At 43.8% G+C, this 19,976-nt stretch carries 19 protein-coding genes; 17 read left to right on the forward strand and 2 right to left on the reverse strand.

Going from position 1 to position 19,976, the window contains the following annotated elements; genetic code table 11:
* Positions 1 to 100: 100 nt before the first annotated feature.
* From ONT18_RS01515 to ONT18_RS01580, 14 genes are all read left to right on the forward strand, one after another.
* Positions 101 to 451: an NADH-quinone oxidoreductase subunit A gene (locus ONT18_RS01515; RefSeq protein WP_006846362.1), complete on the forward strand. Its 351-nt coding sequence runs from the start codon at positions 101 to 103 to the stop codon at positions 449 to 451.
* Entirely contained in the window at positions 442 to 1,167 is a 726-nt protein-coding gene (locus ONT18_RS01520; protein WP_022120134.1) for an NADH-quinone oxidoreductase subunit B, read from the forward strand. Before ONT18_RS01515 ends, ONT18_RS01520 begins: the two co-directional genes overlap by 10 nt.
* A 19-nt stretch (positions 1,168 to 1,186) precedes the next feature.
* Entirely contained in the window at positions 1,187 to 2,758 is a 1,572-nt protein-coding gene (locus ONT18_RS01525; RefSeq protein ID WP_117587064.1) for an NADH-quinone oxidoreductase subunit C, read from the forward strand.
* Positions 2,759 to 2,760: 2 nt separating this feature from the next.
* Complete coding sequence (gene nuoH, locus ONT18_RS01530) at positions 2,761 to 3,846, forward strand: NADH-quinone oxidoreductase subunit NuoH (protein ID WP_117692680.1); 1,086 nt, start codon at positions 2,761 to 2,763, stop codon at positions 3,844 to 3,846.
* A 34-nt stretch (positions 3,847 to 3,880) separates the two neighbouring features.
* A complete protein-coding gene (locus ONT18_RS01535; RefSeq protein ID WP_117692678.1) occupies positions 3,881 to 4,411 on the forward strand; it encodes a NuoI/complex I 23 kDa subunit family protein in 531 nt (176 codons plus the stop codon).
* A 15-nt stretch (positions 4,412 to 4,426) separates the two neighbouring features.
* Positions 4,427 to 4,954, forward strand: coding sequence for an NADH-quinone oxidoreductase subunit J family protein (locus ONT18_RS01540; RefSeq protein WP_117587066.1), 528 nt, complete (start codon positions 4,427 to 4,429; stop codon positions 4,952 to 4,954).
* Complete coding sequence (gene nuoK, locus ONT18_RS01545; RefSeq protein WP_006846356.1) at positions 4,951 to 5,259, forward strand: NADH-quinone oxidoreductase subunit NuoK; 309 nt, start codon at positions 4,951 to 4,953, stop codon at positions 5,257 to 5,259. Before ONT18_RS01540 ends, nuoK begins: the two co-directional genes overlap by 4 nt.
* Positions 5,260 to 5,265: 6 nt before the next feature.
* Positions 5,266 to 7,221 (forward strand): NADH-quinone oxidoreductase subunit L, encoded by a 1,956-nt coding sequence (gene nuoL, locus ONT18_RS01550; protein ID WP_117692676.1) that lies wholly within the window; start codon positions 5,266 to 5,268, stop codon positions 7,219 to 7,221.
* Positions 7,222 to 7,254: 33 nt separating this feature from the next.
* Positions 7,255 to 8,754, forward strand: coding sequence for a complex I subunit 4 family protein (locus tag ONT18_RS01555; RefSeq protein ID WP_233401476.1), 1,500 nt, complete (start codon positions 7,255 to 7,257; stop codon positions 8,752 to 8,754).
* A 15-nt stretch (positions 8,755 to 8,769) separates the two neighbouring features.
* The gene (locus ONT18_RS01560) at positions 8,770 to 10,221 is read left to right on the forward strand and encodes an NADH-quinone oxidoreductase subunit N (protein ID WP_118081960.1); all 1,452 of its coding nucleotides are present in this window, start codon (positions 8,770 to 8,772) and stop codon (positions 10,219 to 10,221) included.
* A 153-nt stretch (positions 10,222 to 10,374) separates the two neighbouring features.
* The gene (locus ONT18_RS01565) at positions 10,375 to 10,560 is read left to right on the forward strand and encodes a DUF4250 domain-containing protein (RefSeq protein ID WP_006847041.1); all 186 of its coding nucleotides are present in this window, start codon (positions 10,375 to 10,377) and stop codon (positions 10,558 to 10,560) included.
* A 157-nt stretch (positions 10,561 to 10,717) separates the two neighbouring features.
* On the forward strand, positions 10,718 to 11,611 hold the full coding sequence (locus tag ONT18_RS01570; protein ID WP_006847040.1) for a YitT family protein: 894 nt from the start codon (positions 10,718 to 10,720) through the stop codon (positions 11,609 to 11,611).
* Positions 11,612 to 11,821: 210 nt separating this feature from the next.
* Complete coding sequence (locus ONT18_RS01575) at positions 11,822 to 13,579, forward strand: ATP-binding protein (RefSeq protein ID WP_264903746.1); 1,758 nt, start codon at positions 11,822 to 11,824, stop codon at positions 13,577 to 13,579.
* An 823-nt stretch (positions 13,580 to 14,402) separates the two neighbouring features.
* Positions 14,403 to 14,552, forward strand: coding sequence for a hypothetical protein (locus ONT18_RS01580; RefSeq protein WP_006847038.1), 150 nt, complete (start codon positions 14,403 to 14,405; stop codon positions 14,550 to 14,552).
* Between the two features lie 43 nt (positions 14,553 to 14,595).
* Here the strand turns inward: ONT18_RS01580 and ONT18_RS01585 are convergent, their stop codons facing one another.
* Together ONT18_RS01585 and ONT18_RS01590 are read right to left on the reverse strand one after the other, a co-directional pair.
* Positions 14,596 to 15,042 carry a hypothetical protein gene (locus tag ONT18_RS01585; RefSeq protein ID WP_264903748.1) on the reverse strand — a complete coding sequence of 149 codons (447 nt, stop codon included), beginning with the start codon at positions 15,040 to 15,042 and terminating at the stop codon, positions 14,596 to 14,598.
* A gap of 593 nt (positions 15,043 to 15,635) precedes the next feature.
* Positions 15,636 to 16,922 carry an IS1380 family transposase gene (locus tag ONT18_RS01590; protein WP_264903518.1) on the reverse strand — a complete coding sequence of 429 codons (1,287 nt, stop codon included), beginning with the start codon at positions 16,920 to 16,922 and terminating at the stop codon, positions 15,636 to 15,638.
* 129 nt (positions 16,923 to 17,051) lie between these two features.
* Between ONT18_RS01590 and ONT18_RS01595 the strand changes: the two genes are divergently transcribed.
* From ONT18_RS01595 to ONT18_RS01605, 3 genes are read left to right on the forward strand one after another with little or no spacing between them, the layout of a single operon-like run.
* The gene (locus tag ONT18_RS01595) at positions 17,052 to 18,110 is read left to right on the forward strand and encodes an adenine-specific methyltransferase EcoRI family protein (protein WP_264906767.1); all 1,059 of its coding nucleotides are present in this window, start codon (positions 17,052 to 17,054) and stop codon (positions 18,108 to 18,110) included.
* A 1-nt stretch (position 18,111) separates the two neighbouring features.
* Positions 18,112 to 19,275: an HNH endonuclease family protein gene (locus ONT18_RS01600; protein WP_264903750.1), complete on the forward strand. Its 1,164-nt coding sequence runs from the start codon at positions 18,112 to 18,114 to the stop codon at positions 19,273 to 19,275.
* 36 nt (positions 19,276 to 19,311) lie between these two features.
* On the forward strand, positions 19,312 to 19,692 hold the full coding sequence (locus ONT18_RS01605) for a DUF5640 domain-containing protein (RefSeq protein ID WP_264903751.1): 381 nt from the start codon (positions 19,312 to 19,314) through the stop codon (positions 19,690 to 19,692).
* Positions 19,693 to 19,976: the final 284 nt, after the last annotated feature.

Here is a 19,976-nt window from a genome sequence, read left to right on the forward strand (position 1 = left end):
GATGCAAATTAAACCATAAAAAAATGTGCTCTTTCAGAAAAAAGTGTTACCTTTGCAACCGCTTAGAAGCATTTATATAAAATAACGTTATAACAAATTTATGAACTTTACACTATTTATCACCGTTTTGCTGACGGCTGTAACCTTGGTGGTGGCTGCTTATGTCATCGCGAAGTTGATCGGTCCTCGTTCATACAATCCGGTAAAGGGTGAACCTTTTGAGTGCGGTATTCCGACTCGTGGCAGCTCATGGTTGCCATCACACATCGGCTACTACCTCTTCGCCATCCTTTTCCTGATGTTTGACATCGAGACAGTATTGCTTTACCCATGGGCAGTCGTAGTTAAGCAGTTTGGACCAATGGCTCTCGTGAGCATCGGGTTCTTCTTGTTGGTATTGGTATTTGGCCTTGCATACGCTTGGCGGAAAGGAGCATTGGAATGGAAGTAAACAAAAGAGCCTCTATCAAGAGTATTCCTTACGACGAGTTTAAGGACAATGATACCCTCGAAAAGATTGCGCAGGAGCTCAATGAGGGTGGTGCTAACGTGGTAGTCGGTTCGCTCGATGCTGCCATTAACTGGGGACGCAGTAACTCACTCTGGTCTTTGACCTTCGGTACTTCTTGCTGTGGTATCGAGTTCATGGCTGTAGGTTGTGCGCGTTACGACTTCTCACGTTTCGGTTTCGAGGTAACCCGTAACTCTCCACGTCAGGCTGACTTGATCATGTGTGCCGGTACTATTACCAATAAGATGGCACCTGTTTTCAAACGTTTGTACGATGAAATGGCTGAGCCTAAGTATGTGGTAGCTGTGGGTGGATGCGCCATCTCTGGTGGTCCGTTCAAGAAGAGCTACAACGTGGTTCGTGGTATCAGCGAGTTGGTTCCTGTGGATGTTTATATCCCTGGTTGTCCTCCACGCCCTGAGGCTATCCTTTATGGTATGATGCAGTTGCAGCGTAAGGTAAAGGTTGAGAAATTCTTCGGTGGTGCTAACCACAAGATGTCTCAGGATGAGAAGGAACTCTCTATGAGCAAGGGTGGTCTTCGCGGCTTGAGCAACGAGAACCTCTCTGACAGCGAGAAGCTCGGACACAAGGAGCCTATCATCGTAACTGAAGTACCTGAGGATTTCGACCCTCAGAAAGGTCTAACTGATTAATATAATAAGGTATAAGAACATGAAACTGAATAATATTGAATTGAGTTTTGATAATTTCGCTTCTGAAATGGCGAAGTTGAAGAACGAGAAGCATTTCGACTACCTTGTTACCATCATCGGTGAAGACTTCGGTGAGGAAGGTCTCGGATGTATCTATATTCTCGAGAATACTCAGACCAACGAGCGCTGCTCAGTAAAGACCATCGCCAAGAAGGTGGATGGCAGTGATGTAATTCCTACAGTAATTAACCTTTGGAAGGTAGCTGACCTTCTGGAGCGTGAAGTCTTCGATTTCGTCGGCATCAAGTTCCTGGGTCACCCAGACATGCGTCGTCTCTTCCTCCGTACCGATTTCCAGGGCTATCCATTGCGCAAGGACTTCGATATGAGTCCTGAGGCAAACAAGTTCCCTTGCACTGATGAGCCTGAGGATGACTTCACCGTGGAGTATTCCTTGAGCGAGGATGGACATCTCGTTGCTACAGAGAAGCGTCGCTTTGATGAGAACGACTATGTTGTCAACATCGGTCCTAACCACCCATCTACCCACGGTGTGCTCCGATTGCAGACTGTTATTGATGGTGAGACTGTGAAGCGCATCTATCCACACCTCGGTTATATTCACCGTGGTATCGAGAAGATGTGGGAGAATATGACTTATCCTCAGACCTTGGCATTGACCGACCGTCTGAACTATCTTTCTGCGATGATGCACCGCCACGCATTGGTAGGCGTTATCGAAGAGGCGATGGGTATCGAACTCTCAGACCGTATCCGCTACATCCGTACCATCATGGATGAGTTGCAGCGTATCGACTCACACTTGTTGTACCTCGGCTGTACCGCACAGGACTTGGGTGCCTTGACAGCATTCCTTTACTGTATGCGCGACCGTGAGCACGTATTGAACGTGATGGAGGAGACAACCGGTGGCCGTCTGATCCAGAACTACTACCGTATCGGTGGCCTTCAGGCAGATATCGACCCTAACTTCGTTCAGAACGTGAAGACTCTCTGCAAGTATCTCCGTCCGATGATTCAGGAGTACCTCGACGTATTCGGTGACAACGTGATTACTCACAACCGTCTCGAAGGTGTAGGTCCAATGAACTATGAGGATTGTATCAACTATGCTGTAACCGGTCCTGCCGGCAGAGCATCAGGTTGGAAGAACGATACCCGCAAGCGTCATCCATACGATATGTACGACAAGGTAGAGTGGAAGGAAATCACCCTTACCGGTTGCGATTCAATGGATCGTTACTATGTACACATCCAGGAGTTGTATCAGAGCTTGGACATCATCGAGCAGTTGATCGACAACATTCCAGAGGGTGAGTACTACATCAAGCAGAAGCCAATCATCAAGGTTCCAGAGGGACAGTGGTACTTCTCTGTAGAGGGTGCCAGCGGCGAGTTTGGTGTATATCTCGACTCAAAGGGTGACAAGAGTCCATACCGTATGAAGATGCGTCCGATGGGTCTCTCACTCACAGGAGCTTTGGATCCAATGCTCCGTGGTCAGAAGATCGCCGACCTCATCACTACAGGTGCAGCAATCGATTTCGTAATCCCTGATATTGATAGATAATTATGTTTGATTTTAGTATAGTAACAACATTCATCGACAATCTGCTTCGCCAGACCTTGGGTCTGGGCGACTTCCTGTCGATTCTGATTGAGTGCGTGCTCGTGGGTATCTGTATTTTGACAGCATACGCCCTCATCGCTATCGTACTTATCTTCATGGAGCGTAAGGTGTGTGCCTACTTCCAGTGCCGTCTCGGCCCTATGCGTGTAGGTCCTTGGGGTATCTTCCAGGTATTCGCCGACGTGCTCAAGATGTTGATCAAGGAGATCTTCGCTGTAGATAGAGCCGACAAGCTGCTCTACTACATAGCACCATTCCTCGTGATCATTGCCTCTGTAGGTACTTTCTCATTCCTTCCATGGAACAAGGGAGCACATATTCTTGACTTCAACGTAGGTGTATTCCTCATCACAGCCGTAAGTTCTATCGGCGTGCTGGGTGTGTTCCTCGCTGGTTGGGCATCTAACAACAAGTACTCTGTGGTATCTGCCATGCGTGGTGCCGTACAGATGATTTCTTACGAGATGTCTCTCGGTCTCTGTCTGATTTCTGCAGTCGTTCTTACCGGCACCATGCAGGTAAGTGGTATCGTAGAGGCACAGACTGGTGCTTGGAACTGGTTGATTATCAAGGGTCATGTGCCAGCTATCCTGGCTTTCCTCGTATTCCTCGTAGCAGGTAATGCTGAGGCAAACCGTGGTCCTTTCGACTTGGCTGAGGCTGAGAGTGAGTTGACCGCTGGTTACCACACTGAGTATTCAGGTATGGGCTTCGGTTTCTACTACCTGGCAGAGTACCTCAACCTCTTCGTGATTTCTGGTATCGCTTCTACCGTATTCCTCGGTGGTTGGGCGCCATTGAACATCGGTATCGAGGGCTTCGACAATCTGATGAACCTCATCCCAGGTTTCATCTGGTTCTTCGGTAAGACCTTCGCGGTGGTATGGCTCCTGATGTGGGTACGTTGGACATTCCCACGTCTCCGTATCGACCAGATTCTGAAGTTGGAGTGGAAGTATCTGATGCCATTGTCACTGGTCATCCTGATCTTGATGACAGTATGCGTAGCATTCGGATTCCACGGATAATCTTTAATACACATTATTATAATAATAAGAAAGTATGTCTAACAATTCATATTTCGGCGGTATTGCAGCGGGTTTGAAGACCCTCGCTATCGGTATGAAGACTACCATGAAGGAGTACTTCACACCAAAGAGCACAGAGCAGTATCCTGAGAACCGCAAGACTACACTCCACATCTCTCCACGTTTCCGTGGTCGCCTGGTCTTCGTTCGTGATGAGAACGAGGCTTACAAGTGTGTGGGTTGTACATTGTGTGAGAAGTCATGCCCTAACGATACCATCAAGATTCAGACCGAGATGGTGGAGGACCCAGAGACAGGCAAGAAGAAGCGCAAGCTGGTAGATTACCAGTACGACTTGGGCGACTGCATGTTCTGCGAACTCTGTGTGAACGCATGTAACTTCGGTGCAATCAAGTTTGTCAACGATTTCGAGAATGCAGTCTTCGACCGCAACAAGTTGGTGATGCACCTTGACAAGGAGGTTTATAAGGGCGGAAGCCTTCCTAACCTCATCGATGGTGGTGCCCCATTGGAAATCGGTAAGTTTAACACCAAGACTAAGTAAGGAGGACTTTAGACAATGATAACAGCAAATTTATTTATGTTCGTCATCTTGGCAGTAGTCATCCTTGGCTCAGCCATCATGTGCGTGTTCACCAAGCGCATCATGCGTGCGGCAACCTTCCTGTTGTTCGTACTCTTCGGTGTAGCAGGCATGTTCTTCCTGCTCGACTATACTTATCTGGGTGCAGCTCAGATTTCTGTATATGCCGGTGGTATCACCATGCTTTATGTCTTCGCTATCCAGTTGGTATCAAAGCGTACCCTCCAGGGTCTTTTGGAGCATGTCAAGGGTAGCAAGGTTGTAGGTCGCGCACTCGTCTGCCTCGTTGGTTTCGTAACCTTGGCAGTCATCGTGTTGAAGAATCACTTTATTGATATGGCTGCAACCGTAGCCGACACCGAGGTGCCAATGGACCAGGTAGGTTCTGCACTGGTAGGTGCTGACAAGTATGGCTATGTATTGCCATTCGAGTTTATCTCTGTATTCCTGTTGGCATGTATCATCGGTGGTATCTTAATCGCAAGAAAGGAGGATAAGAAATGATTCCAGTACAATATTTCTTCGTGCTCTCAGCACTCTTGTTCTTCATCGGAGTCTATGGCTTCTGTACACGCCGTAACCTCGTTGCCATGCTCATCTCCATCGAGCTTGTATTGAATGCAGCCGATTTGAACTTCGCTGTGTTCAACCGCATCCTCTTCCCAGGACAGTTGGAAGGTTTCTTCTTCACATTGTTCTCTATCGGAGTAGCAGCAGCCGAGACAGCCGTAGCGCTCGCTATTATTATCAACGTTTACCGCAACTATCACAGTGACCAGGTGAACAGTATTGAAAACATGAAATTCTAAAAGACAATGGAATACAATTATGCATTTTTGATACTTCTTCTGCCATTCCTGAGCTTCCTGGTTCTGGGACTTGTGGGTATGAAGATGAAAAGACCGGTAGCAGCACTCATCGGTACCGTATTGATGGGCTGTGTATTCGCGATGTCTGTATATACAGCATACGAGTACTTCTTTGCAGTGGGTCGTGATGCCTCTACAGGTATGTACCCAACTGTTACCGTATTTAATTTCACATGGTTGAAGTTTACTGAGTTGCTCACCTTCAACATCGGTTTCCGTCTGAGCCCAATCTCCGTATTGATGCTCATCGTGATTACCACCGTCAGCTTCATGGTTCACATCTACAGCTTCGGCTATATGGCAGAGCGCGATGAGAACTACAAGGTTGAGGAATATGAGAAGGGTATGCAGCGTTTCTACGCTTATCTGAGCCTCTTCACCATGTCAATGTTGGGCCTGGTAGTAGCTACCAACATCTTCCAGATGTATCTGTTCTGGGAGTTGGTGGGTGTCTGCTCATACCTGCTCATCGGTTTCTACTATCCAAAGCATGCTGCAGTTCATGCCAGCAAGAAGGCGTTCATCGTAACCCGTTTCGCTGACCTCTTCTTCCTCATCGGTATCCTGTTCTACAGCTTCTATGTAGGAACCTTCAACTACGACTTGAATGCTCAGCCAGAGCTCAACTCTGCTTTGGCAGGTGCAGCTTGGGTAATGCCAACAGCGTTGTTCCTCATGTTCATCGGTGGTGCCGGTAAGAGTGCGATGTTCCCATTGCACATCTGGTTGCCAGATGCGATGGAGGGTCCAACTCCTGTTTCTGCGTTGATCCACGCCGCTACCATGGTTGTAGCCGGTGTTTATCAGGTAGCCAGCCTCTTCCCAATCTGGGTACAGTATGCTCCTGAGACATTGCACTATGTAGCTTACATTGCAGCCTTCACCGCATTCTATGCAGCAGCCGTAGCTTGCTGCCAGCGTGATATCAAGCGTGGTCTGGCTTTCTCTACTATCTCTCAGATTGCCTACATGCTCGTAGCGCTCGGTGTTTGCTTCGCAGTAGATAACCACCACGGTGGTTTGGGTTACATGGCTGGTATCTTCCACCTGTTTACCCACGCTATGTTCAAGGCATTGCTCTTCCTCTGCTCTGGTGCCATCATCGTCATCATCGGCAGTAACTTCAAGGAGTACATGGGCGGTCTGCACAAGTACATGCCTATTACCAACATCTGCTTCCTCATCGGTTGCTTGGCGATTGCAGGTATTCCTCCATTCGCAGGTTTCTGGTCAAAGGATGAGATTATCTCAGCTTGCTTCCAGTTCTCTCCATTTATGGGCTGGTTCATGACAGTGGTTGCCGGTATGACTGCATTCTACATGTTCCGTCTCTACTACGTTATCTTCTGGGGACAGAGCTACTATGAGCTTGATCCTGAGAACCGTCGCAAGCCACAGGAGGTTCCTTTCGTGATGTGGGGTCCATTGGTATTCCTCGCCATCATCTCTTGCCTCTGTGGTTTGATTCCATTCGGTCACTTCGTATCTGCTACAGGTCAGAGCTACGATATCCATATCGACATGAGTGTGGCAACAACCTCTGTTATCGTTGCTATCATCGGTATCGGTCTGGCTACTTACATGTATGCTCCTAAGAAGACTCCATTGGCAGACGCTTTGGCTAAGAAGATGCCTAAGTTGCACAAGGCTGCCTTGAACCGTTTCTATATCGACGATGCTTGGCAGTTCTTCACCCACAAGATTGTCTTCGGTTGCTTCTCAAAGCCAATCGCATGGTTCGACCGTCGCGTTATTGATGGTACCTTCAACTTCATGGCTTGGGGTACTCAGGAGGCAGGCGAAACCATCCGCCCATGGCAGAGTGGTGATGTTCGCAGCTATGCTATCTGGTTCCTCACCGGTACCGTAGCATTGACATTGTGCCTGCTCGCACTTCTTTAATGAAAGTCTCACAATTAAGTAAATAGAAAAGAAATGAATTTAAGTATATTCGTCATAGTACCACTCCTGATGTTGCTCGGCCTCTGGTTGGCACGCAACGACAAGCAGGTTCGTGGTGTGATGGTAGCAGGTGCCAGCGTATTGCTCGGTCTCTCCATCTATTTGGTGTTTGCATTTCTCGAAGCTCGTGAGACAATGCCAGCCGACCAAGCTCCGATGCTCTTCACCTACTGTGTGCCTTGGTTTGAACCATTGCACATCAACTATTCACTCGGTGTGGATGGTATCTCAGTGGTGATGATTCTCCTGACTTCTATCATCGTGTTCACCGGTACATTTGCTTCCTGGCAGATGGAGCCAATGAAGAAGGAATACTTCCTCTGGTTCACACTCCTGAGCATCGGTGTATATGGCTTCTTCATCTCTATCGACATGTTCACCATGTTCATGTTCTATGAGGTTGCGCTGATTCCTATGTACCTCCTCATCGGTGTATGGGGTAGTGGTGCAAAGGAGTATTCAGCCATGAAGTTGACTTTGATGTTGATGGGTGGTTCAGCCCTTTTGGTTATCGGTATCCTGGGAATCTACTTCTACAGTGGTGCTCAGACCTTCGAAATCCTCGATATCGCTCACCATACCAATGGTGCTCATGCGATTCCAGAGAGCGTGCAGAACGTGTTCTTCCCATTGCTCTTCATCGGTTTCGGTATCCTCGGTGCGCTGTTCCCATTCCACACATGGTCTCCTGATGGTCACGCAAGTGCGCCAACAGCCGTATCTATGTTGCACGCCGGTGTATTGATGAAGCTTGGTGGTTACGGTTGCTTCCGTATCGCCATGTTCCTCTTGCCAGCTGCTACTCACGGATTCTGGATTAAGGTGTTCCTCGTGCTGACTACTATCTCTATCGTATATGGTGCTTTGTCAGCATGTGTACAGACCGACTTGAAGTACATCAACGCTTACTCATCAGTATCTCACTGTGGTATGGTGCTCTTCGCTCTCTGTATGATGACCGAGACAGCCGCTACTGGTGCAATCCTCCAGATGTTGTCTCACGGTTTGATGACCGCCCTCTTCTTCGCCGTTATCGGTATGATTTACCATCAGGCTGGTACACGTGACGTACGTTACCTGGGTGGTTTGATGAAGATTATTCCATTCCTCTCTGTAGGTTATGCAGTAGCTGGTTTGGCTAACCTCGGTTTGCCAGGTTTCTCAGGTTTCGTAGCCGAGATGACCATCTTCGTAGGTTCATTCCAGAATGCAGATACATTCCATCGCGTATGTACCATCATCGCATGTACCTCAATCGTAGTAACAGCGGTTTACATCTTGCGTTGTGTTGGTAAGATCCTTTATCAGAAGGTTCCTAATCCAAAGTTGGAGAAGCTTCACGATGCTACCTGGGACGAGCGTATCGCTGTAGCAGGTCTTATCGCCTGCGTTGCAGGTCTCGGTATGTTCCCACTCTGGGCAGAGAAGATTATCATGGACGCTGTAGGTCCTATCTTTAGTGTAATCATGTAATAAATATCAGAAGAAATGAATTACAGTCAATTTTTAAATATGATTCCAGAAGCTACCCTGATGGTAGTTCTGTTGATCACTTTCATTGCTGACTTCTGCAGTTCCAAGAGCGCAGACCGTAAGTGGTTCAATCCTCTGGTATGTCTCTTGATGGTGGCTCACATTGCCATCAATATCTTCCCAACAGAAGCCACAGAGGCATTTGGCGGCATGTACACAACAGGTCCTGCTGCCGGTGTCTTGAAGACCATCCTGGCGCTGGGTACCCTCATCGTGATGGTACAGGCTAAGGAGTGGTTGAGCCGCAAGGACACAGCCTTCAAGGAGGGTGAGTTCTATATGCTGATTATCTCTACCTTGCTCGGTATGAACATGATGGTTAGTGCCAACCACTTCCTCCTGTTCTTCCTCGGTCTCGAAATGGCATCTGTGCCAATGGCTTGCTTGGTAGCATTCGATAAGTACCGTCACAATTCTGCTGAGGCAGGTGCTAAGTTCATCCTTACTGCTACTTTCTCAAGTGGCGTGATGATCTACGGTATCTCTCTGCTCTATGCTGCTTGTGGTACTTTATACTTCGATGATGTAGCAAAGGTTATTTCTGCATCTCCATTGACCATCGCCGGTATGGTATTCTTCTTCAGTGGTCTCGGTTTCAAGATTTCCTTGGTTCCTTTCCACTTCTGGACAGCAGATTCATACCAGGGTGCACCAACTACTGTTACAGGTTACTTGTCAGTAGTATCTAAGGGTGCTGCAGCGTTTACTCTCTGCGCTATCCTCATGAAGGTGTTCCAGCCAATGGTAGAGTACTGGACCGTGTTGCTTTACATCGTGATTGTACTTTCTATCACTATCGCCAACCTGTTTGCCATCCGTCAGAGCGACCTGAAGCGTTTCATGGCATTCTCTTCTATCTCTCAGGCAGGTTACATCATGTTGGCTGTGGTAGGTAACTCAGCGATGAGCGTGAGCGCCTTGACTTACTATGTATTGATTTACGTAGTAGCCAACCTGAGTGTCTTCACCATCATCTCATCTATTGAGGAGCACAACAACGGTACAGTTCAGATGGACAGCTACAATGGTTTGTACAAGACCAACCCACGTCTGGCATTCCTGATGACCTTGGCATTGTTCTCATTGGGTGGTATTCCTCCATTCGCTGGTATGTTCTCGAAGTTCTTCGTGTTCATGGCAGCAGTTGGTACACACGACATCCACACCACATTGGGAGCCTGGGCATACGGCGTAGTATTCATCGCGTTGGTAAACACTGTTATCAGCTTGTACTACTACCTGCTCATCGTGAAGGCTATGTTCATCAAGCACAGCGATAATCCGCTTCCTACTTTCCAGAGCGCATGCTCAACCAAGTTGGCGCTTGCTATCTGCACCGTAGGTATCGTAGCATTCGGTATTTGCTCATTCGTCTTCGACTGGATTTCAGTTGCAGTGAATGCGTAAATCATCAATAATTTATAAAAATCCCAGCAATCGGTAAAAGATTGCTGGGATTTTTTTTGGTATTGTCTGAATTTTGCAGTAATTTTGCACCCCGAAAGAGGCATGGTGCCTCAAGTAATCAATAATAAATATTAATTAATCAATATAAAAAGGATGGATAAGTTACCAATGAATGATGTTCCGATGCTCGTAAGCGCCATCAACTTCCTGCTTCGTGACCACGAGTTTGAAACACTCGATGAGATTTGTAATCACTTCAATGTGAACCGTGCGGCATTAGAAGCCCAAATGGCTACCCAAGGATTTGAGTGGTCAGAGCAGCAGAAGAAATTCTGGTAAAACCCACACGCCCAGAAATGTATAGTCAGCACGCCCTGTAAGGGCAGAAGCTCCTAGCCCAGGGCAACACCCTGGGGTAAATATAATTGCATTTAAAAACGCCCTGTAAGGGCAAAAGCTTTTAAAAAAAATATAAATTGTAAATTATTAATTAATTATGACTCCTCCTCGACCCTTGTGGAAGTCTGTACAAGACTATGTTTTGATTGCGATAGGTATGATATCCTACGCTATTGGATGGAACGTGTTCCTCTTGCCAACCAATGTAACAGCAAGCGGACTTCCTGGTATCTCCAGTATTATCTATTGGGCCACCGGTTGCCCTGTGCAAATTCCGTATTTTATCGTCAACGCCACCTTATTAATATGTGCGTTCAAGATTTTGGGAGCAAAGTTCTGTGTCAAGACTGTTTATGCCGTTATAGTGGTAACCATCTTGACCTCTTTCTTCTCCAGCCGTTTAGGTGATTTTCATCTTTTGGAAAACCAACCTTTATGGGCTGCTTTCCTGGGTGCCGTTTTCTGTGGCTGCGGAATCGGACTCGGTTTCTCTGTTGGTGGAAGTACGGGTGGTACGGATATCATCGCAGCCATCGTCAACAAGTATCGCGACATTTCTCTAGGTAGAGTGATTATGATATGCGACATCTTCATCATCAGTTCCAGCTATCTGGTGGTACACGATTGGGAGAAGGTGTTATATGGTTATGTAGTTCTTTGCGTTCAGGCATTCTGCATCGACCAGGTGGTAAACAGCAGAAGACGAAGCGTACAGTTCTTTATCATTTCACAGAAGTATGAGGAGATAGGCAAGCGCATCAATGTAGATGCTGATAGGGGAGTAACGGTGGTGAATGCCAGCGGTTTTTATTCGGGTCAGGATGTGAAGATGCTTTTCGTGTTAGCCAAGCAGCGTCAGGCTCCTGCTATCTTCCGTCTTATCAGCGAGATTGATCCCCATGCCTTTGTCAGTCAGAGTGCCGTTATCGGTGTGTATGGTGAAGGTTTTGACAAGATTAAATATAAAAGCAAAAAAGAGCACGGAGTTTAATATTCCGTGCTTTTTTGTGTTATAACAAATGAGTCTCGGAAAAAATCACCATAGCCATCAAATCAATTCAACTATTAGGAGGTTATATAGGGCTCATATTGCAAAAATACCAATAATTTTTAGCAATACAAAGAAAAGACAGACAGATTCTTTGGCATATTCAGATAAATTTCTTATTTTTGCAAAGGTAAATTATTAAAAGGAGCAATCATGAATCAGAATATGAAACGTTTGCCTTACGGCATCAATGACTTTGAGGCTGTTATAGAGCAAAATCAATATTATGTGGATAAGACGATGTATTTGCCTTTGTTGGAAAACCAACCTAGTAACATCTTCTTTATTCGTCCACGCCGGTTTGGTAAGAGCATATTCCTGAGTATGCTCCATGCTTATTACGACTGTAGCAAGAAAGAGAAATTTCAAACTCTTTTCGGTGATTTATGGGTAGGTAAGCATCCTACTCCTTTACAGGGGAAGTTTCAGATTCTTCACCTTGATTTCTCGTATGTAGGTGGTAGTATCGACAAGTTGGAGGAAAACTTCAATATGTATCTTCGTGTCAAATTAGATGGCTTCATGCGAGTTTATCAGGAATTTTATCCAGAAGATGTTAAGGAGAAGTTCTTTAAGTCTGATTCTGCTACGGAGAAATTAGCTTTGCTTCAGGATGAGACTGCCACCAAGAACCTTCCTCTCTATCTGATTATCGATGAATATGACAATTTCACCAATACTGTGCTCAATGAGCAGGGTGAGAATGTATATTGGGCAATCACCCATGCCGATGGCTTCTACCGTGATGTCTTCAAGAAGTTCAAGGGTATGTTTGAACGTATTTTCATCACAGGTGTCAGTCCTGTTACCTTGGACGATGTGACGAGTGGGTTCAATATTGGCTGGCATATCTCCACCAAGCCAGAGTTCAATCAGATGTTGGGCTTCTCCATGGAGGAAGTACGCAAGATGTTTGCTTATTACAAGGAAGTGGGAGGTATTCCTGCAGCAAGCGATATCGAGGCGATGATAGACGAGATGAAACCTTGGTATGATAACTATTGTTTTTCTGAGGATGCTCTGCATACTCAGAGTAAGGTGTTCAATAGTGATATGGTCATCTATTATCTCCGAAATTATATAGATAGGGGAGAAGCTCCAAAGCAGATGATAGACCCAAACACAAAGACTGACTACAACAAGATGAAGAAACTTCTTCAGTTGGATAAGTTGGATGGCGACCGCAAAGGTGTTATCCGCACGATAGCCGAGACGGGGCAGATTGTGGCTCCTTTGACAGAAACCTTTTCTGCCTATAGGTTGACCGACCCTCAGATATTTACGAGTCTGCTGTTTTATTATGGTATGTTGACCATCAAGGGAACTCGTGGCGATAAGATGATATTGGGTATTCCAAACAATAATGTCCGTAAGCAGTACTATGGCTATTTGATGGACTTGTATGAGGAAAGGTCATACGTAGATACCAATCAACTTACTGATTATTATTATGATATGGCGTACGAGGGTAAGTGGCGTGAAGGATTACAGTTTATGGCAGATGCCTATTCCAAGGTATCGTCAGTTCGTGACGGCATAGAGTCGGAGCGTAATCTTCAAGGTTTCTTCATGGCATATCTGAATTTGAACAATTACTATTATACCGCACCGGAGCTAGAGTTGAACCATGGCTATTGTGATTTTTTCCTTTTGCCAAATCTTACTCATTATGCTACGAAGCATAGTTATATCCTGGAGCTGAAGGTGTTGTCGAAGAAAGATTACGAGTCAAAGCCAGAGGATGGCAAACTTTCTAAGGCAGAAGCACAATGGCAAGAGGCTGAGGAACAAATCAAGCGATATGCCGCAGCTCCAAGGGTCGAGGCGCTGCGCCAGGGTACAACGCTCCATAAAATCATCATGCAGTTTGTAGCAGGTAAGTTGGTGAGGATGGAGGAAGTGGTATGTTGAGAGACATAGAATTATTTTAGTATTCAAAGAGCACGGAGTTTAATATTCCGTGCTTTTTTGTGCATCAGGAAAAGTCAAGAGGGTGAATCATAAACTTATGACACACCCTCACTTTACCAAAACAGCAAGTCTGGGTTCGGTAAGTCCAGTAGAAGGGTAGTGACTCAAGTAGATCAGTCGAGCAACTCAAGTAGTTCAGTAAGACAATTCAAGTAGTTCAGTAAGCGAGTTCAGACGTTTCAGTTAGCTGATGCAGACGTCTCGATAAGCTTACAGATACGTCTCCGTTAGCTTACGCAGTAATATCTGTAACCCGATGCAGCCATATTCGTAACCCGATGCAGTTATATCCGTAACCCGATGCAGCCATATTCGTAACCCGATGCAGTCATATCCGTAACCCAGCGCAGCCACATTCGTAACCCAGCGCAGCCTTCATATGAACTAATTTTATGTAATCATCTATCATCCATCACGATTTGCATGTATCATACATCTTAATATGTTAATATACAGATACTTGAATAGCGTGATAGATACTCCAAAAACGGAAAAATCCATCACGCTATCCATCACGATTTGGGGTTATCCCTCACGATTTTCTCACTACACTCTACCAGATACTGTTTCTTTGCAGCCGTGTTGCTAAAATAAAATTTATCTGCATTTTATTAGGATAAAGATGCTTTAGTTTCAAAAATAATCCGTATCTTTGCAGTCGTATTCTTCCCGATAGTAGTTCTTGAATGTTTAATCTGGTAGAATGAAATTTAGAAAGAGCGGACATTTGGGATGCTCATAATTTAATAATGGAGGATTGGATATGAATAAATTAACAAGAGAAGAGGCGCTTAGACGTTGGAAATCTGCCAAGGCCACAAAGAAAGCTATGGTTGACAAGATGCAGAAGATGCTTTATGAAGACTACAAATTACGTACAGGCGAGGAGCCTGTGAGATTTAATGTCTTGTAATGAAAGAATTTGCGACATCTTTATAATCCATTTCATGTTGTTTTTATATTACCATCAACAATTGCAGCAAAGCCTTAAAGCCGCCCTTGTTCTTTCCTTTGTTTTTATAATGAACAAGAATACCATAGCTATACTTTGTCAACTTCTTTTCTTCAAGAATATGGTTGAGCATGGCTTTCTCTAGACTTTCCAAATCATCCAAAGCAGCACGTCCTTTTGTTTTTATCTGCGAAGAAATCACTTCACCCACCTCGTCAACATTTACTTTGACCATATCATAGGCTTTGAGTTCGCTAAGTGCCACACTATACTGGGCATCCGTCAATCCTGCCGGTGCCTCCTCATGCTGTTCTCCATCTGCGAGATGTTTCAGCACTCTTACTTTAAGTTTAGAAAAAATATATTCCATATTTCGATATTTTTGTCTCAAAATTACAAAAATATTCCAATAAAAAAGAAGAAAAATCAAAAAAACTACAATTATCTCCATAATTTTTATTACCTTTGCACTTAGGTTATCCTTATTACTAAGGAAAAGCCAAAGACATTGTGGGTAAAAACAAAAGCATTCGCTATTATTTCGCGTTTAGCCAAGAGCGTAGGAAACTCAATTTGGAATAACAAGCACGGAAATAATATGTGATAGGTGGTTCGTATATATATATATGTAGCCTCCAGTCGATTGATAAGGCAAATGCATTTACGCTATAGGCGTGATGCATTCTTATAATCGACCTGGGGCTCCATTCCTACGCCGCCCCGTGCTAAACGCGATAAGAGGCATCACGCCCTTTTTGTGTTTTAGCGGATTGATAGTTGGGTGCGTAACAACTATCAATAATTATGGCAAATAGTACATTATCAAATGCTAAGGCTGCCAAGAAAGACGAGTTCTATACCATGTTTTATGATATACCTCAAATCCGCAACCTATAGGGTTTAGTGGGATTTTGCTTGCAAAGCGACAAAATTCATTTTATTGTACATATTTCTTGCACAACAGAAATGTCGCAGACACAAAATCCCCTTACCCCATAAAGCGACTTGAGGTAATACGCTGGTTTAACCAGAAAAGCATGGTCTTTAACCAAAGTCTGTCTTGAACAGGTTGGCATAAGCATTGTTGTCTGAGTAAATGTTCAATACATGCCTACGTGATGTCTTAATCCATTTCGCAGGAACAGAGATGAACTTGAAAACAAAGGTCTTGATTCTGCTGGTGGCACGCAATCCAAATTCATGGGTTTTCAATCTCTGCATAATAGCTTTGTAGAAGTTTCTGATGAGAGCTGTCATAAGCAGGAATACAGTATTCTGTGCCATGAACGATTTTGGCAATCGATTCCAGCCAAAGCCATTGTTCATGTCATCGAAGATGCGTTCCTTGCCACCACGAAGATTGTAGAATTCCACGATGTCTCTTGCACTCGACTTGTAATCGTTAGTCAGTATACATCTGTAGGTATATTCGCCTTCCCAAATGTCAAGGTATCCATCTATTCGCCTTTGTCTCTGTATGACAAGACGATACGGTTTTCCTTTCCATTTCTCAACAAGGATAGAATTCAACTCAAACTCAATACCGTTGATTTCAACAGTTTTCCATCCAGTTAAGGCAAACATGGAATCGTAGAAAGAAGAGCATCTGTTGGCACGAATATAAAAATGCCTGCAATGAGCCTCTACCATATCTACGATTTCCTCCGAACATGAGCCGCAATCCATGCGGGCACGAGAAATATATATTTCCGAAGCCTCCAATCGCTTGAAGATTCTTTCCAAAGTCTCTCTTTGGTTGAAGCGCACGTTTGTGTTACCGTCTCTATTTTCAATACCGACAATCATGTCGTTAATGACTGCCACCCCTGGACTATAGCCCAAGAACTTCTTGTAGGTTGGTTTTGCATCATACTTCTCTGTTTCAATGAACTGATGGTCAAAGTCAAAATCATACTCTTGACCGGATTTCAATTGACCAGTAGCAAGCAGGGCATTGACCAGTAAGCAGTTCATCTTGTCTGCAGTATTGAAATCATAGGATTTGCCAGAAGCAGACTTATAGGTGATGCTCTTAAAAGTCAGTTCTTCGATAGCACGTAATATGGTGTCTGCGCTGCAAGTGCGAAGAGTTGGATGAAGAGACAAATGTTTCATCAGGTGAGTTGTAACATCCTCAATACATGAGCCACCACAAAGATATACGCACATCAGAGAGCGTAGAATCTCGCTATATTGATAACCAAACATAGTGCATCTCAATCCCAAGGTGGAATCTATGGTTTGAGCTAAAAGAGCATCAAATTGCTCCATAATCGAAAAAATTCCCCCAAAAGGAGTGAGTTTCTCAGATTTTATTTGTATCTTTGCCATGTCATATTAGAGTTTTGCTTGTCTTCTTTTCGCAACACTAAGGTAAGTGAAAATTCTGACATGGCAAAATCCTGGGTAACTTTTTGTTGCTCAGGCACTTATAAATAATGTTAAATATAGTGTTGCGGAATTAAGGATATAGAAACCGAAATGGAAGCCTATCTCGATTACAATCCAAATGTATTTCGTGGCAAGACGGTTCTTCTGCCTTGCGATGACCCGGAGTGGAGTAATTTCACAAAGTATTTTGCACAGAATTTTGAAGAACTAGGCTTGAAGAAACTCATCTCAACGAGCTATGCTATCAATAGCAAGGTTATCAAAGCAGGAATTCAAACATCCTTTTTGGAAACAACTTCTCCAAAGTTTGACAAGTCTAAGACTAATACCCATGGTAAAATTTTCGTTTTAGAAAAAGACACTACTGGCGATGGTAAAATCAATCTTGAAGACTTGGAGTGGGACTATCTTGAAGGAGATGGTGATTTCAGAAGCGAAGAGGTTAAAAAGTTAAGAGATGAAGCGGATATTATTGTAACCAATCCACCATTCTCGCTTTTTAGAGAGTTTCTTGCATGGATTGTTGAGGCTGATAAGCAGTTTATCATTATTGGAAATATAAATTGTGTTACCTATAAAGAAGTATTCCCATTGCTTAGAGATAATAAGGTTTGGATGGGATGTACAATCCATAGTGGAGACCGTGAATTTGGAGTTCCAGATGAATATCCTTTGGAAGCAGCAGGATGCAGAATTGACGAAAATGGAAAGAAATACATTCGTGTAAAAGGGGTAAGATGGTACACTAATATAGACCATGGTCGTCGCCACAATCCATTGTCTTTGATGTCTATGGCTGATAACATTAAATATAGTAAGCATAAGGATATTCAAGGAAAAAAGTATCAGCATTATGACAATTATGATGCCATTGAAATTCCGTATACAGATGCAATTCCTTGTGATTACGAGAATTTAATGGGTGTGCCAGTTACCTTTCTTGATAAATATTGTCCAGAGCAATTTGATATTATTTGGCAAGCATGTGGAAATACAAGAGCTTCTGCACCTAAGAAAATATTAGATGAAGTCGGATACACCATTCATCCAGAGGATAGAGGTGGATGTGGAGTCGTAAATAATAAGCGACAATATGCTCGAATATTAATCCGTAAAAAACAATCATAATATGGAAAAGAAGTTGAAAATATATACAGTAAAGGAGTTATGTGAAGGTTTTACATATAGTGAAGTTGACGGAAAGGGGTTGTATGGTTTAGCGGGTAAGCTAACCATACAGCCAGAGTATCAGCGCAACTATCTCTATAGTGAGAATCATAGTGAGAAAGAAGCCGCTGTTATAGATTCCGTCTTGAAGGGATATCCTTTAGGTTTGCTCTATTTCAACAAACTTCCTGATGGACGTTTAGAGGTACTTGATGGACAGCAACGCATTACAAGCCTTGGTAGGTACTTGATAAGAAAGTTTTCTATCATGAGAAATAACAAACCGTATAAAATCTTTTCGTTGGATGATGAAGAACGAGAACTCATAGAGAATACAGAGTTAATCGCATACATTTGCGAAGGCACGGAGTCAGAAATCAAGGAATGGTTTGAAATTATCAATATCGGTGGTATCAAGCTCAATGATCAGGAGAAACTGAATGCGATTTATTCCGGACCTTTCGTTAGTGCAGCCCGAAAGGAGTTTAGTAATAAGGAAGATAGTCATATGCAGAAATGGGGATGCTACATCTCTGGCTCAGCCAACAGACAGGAAATTCTGCAAGAAGCCTTGAGATGGGTTAGTCATGGCAACATCAAGGATTATATGCAGGAGCATCGTCGTGATACCGATATCAATGAACTCAAACTATATTTCAACGATGTCATTTCATGGATAGAGCAGACCTTTGATGATGTCTATCCCAAGATGAAGGGATTGAATTGGGGAGAACTCTACGAAAAGTACCATACTACTCCATACGATCATATCAAGGTTTCACAAAAGGTGAAGGAACTATATAACGATCCTTGCGTTCAAGATAAAAAGAACGTATTTGAATATGTGCTTGGCGGTTGTAAGGATACAAGACTTCTGAATGTCCGTGTCTTCGATGATAATACCAAGCGCAGGGTTTATGAACGTCAGACGGCAGATGCCAAAAAGAAGCATGAAAGCAATTGTCGTCTTTGTGCTTGTGGCGATGGTCCCAATAAGGATAAAATTTGGGCATTAAAGGAAATGGATGCCGACCATGTACAAGCATGGAGCAAAGGTGGAGCCACAGATGAAAGCAACTGTCAGATGCTCTGCAAGACGCATAACCGTTCGAAAGGCAACAGATAAAATGAAATGTTTAGTTTAAATTAAAATATCAAATTTATGAAAAAGTATTTATTTTTAATGTTGCTCCTGTTTGTTGGAGCATTTGCAACGACAGCTTTCACAAGCTGCAGTTCTGACGATGATGATTCTAAGGTTCAAGATTTAAGTATTGTTGGTACCTGGAAAGATCAGTCTAGGACAAAGGATGCTGTATGGACCTTCAACAAAGATGGAAAAGGTTATTGTGAAGAGAATATGTCAGCGATATCCTATAAAATTGCTTTCACATTTACCTTTGATGGTAATACACTGGCAATTTCTTCAAAAGGCAATGGGAAGACATATAACCAAGCTTATAAAGTTATCATTAACAAAGTTAATTTGATTAAGGCAACAGGTGAAAATGGTGAAACTTTGTCCTTGGAGAAAATAAAATAAAGATTACTAACATTAAGTGTATATCTTTAAACGGGAATTCAACAAGCAATTACACTACCAGCTTATTCGCCAAAATCTCTCTCTTATGGATGAATTTTATTTCTTTGCAGAAAGAATGGCTTACTGTTGTCATTTACAGGCTCATTTACAGGCTCATTTATCGGCTCATTTACAGGCTCATTTACAGGCTTATTTTGTATATGCAACGTTAATTTAACTGATGATAGTGCAGTATCGTTACCAAGCGTAGCGGTGTAATCGGTACCATGCTATCATCATATTTT

The sequence above is a fragment of the Segatella copri genome (assembly GCF_026015295.1).
In the GTDB taxonomy this organism is placed as follows: Bacteria; Bacteroidota; Bacteroidia; order Bacteroidales; family Bacteroidaceae; genus Prevotella; species Prevotella copri_C.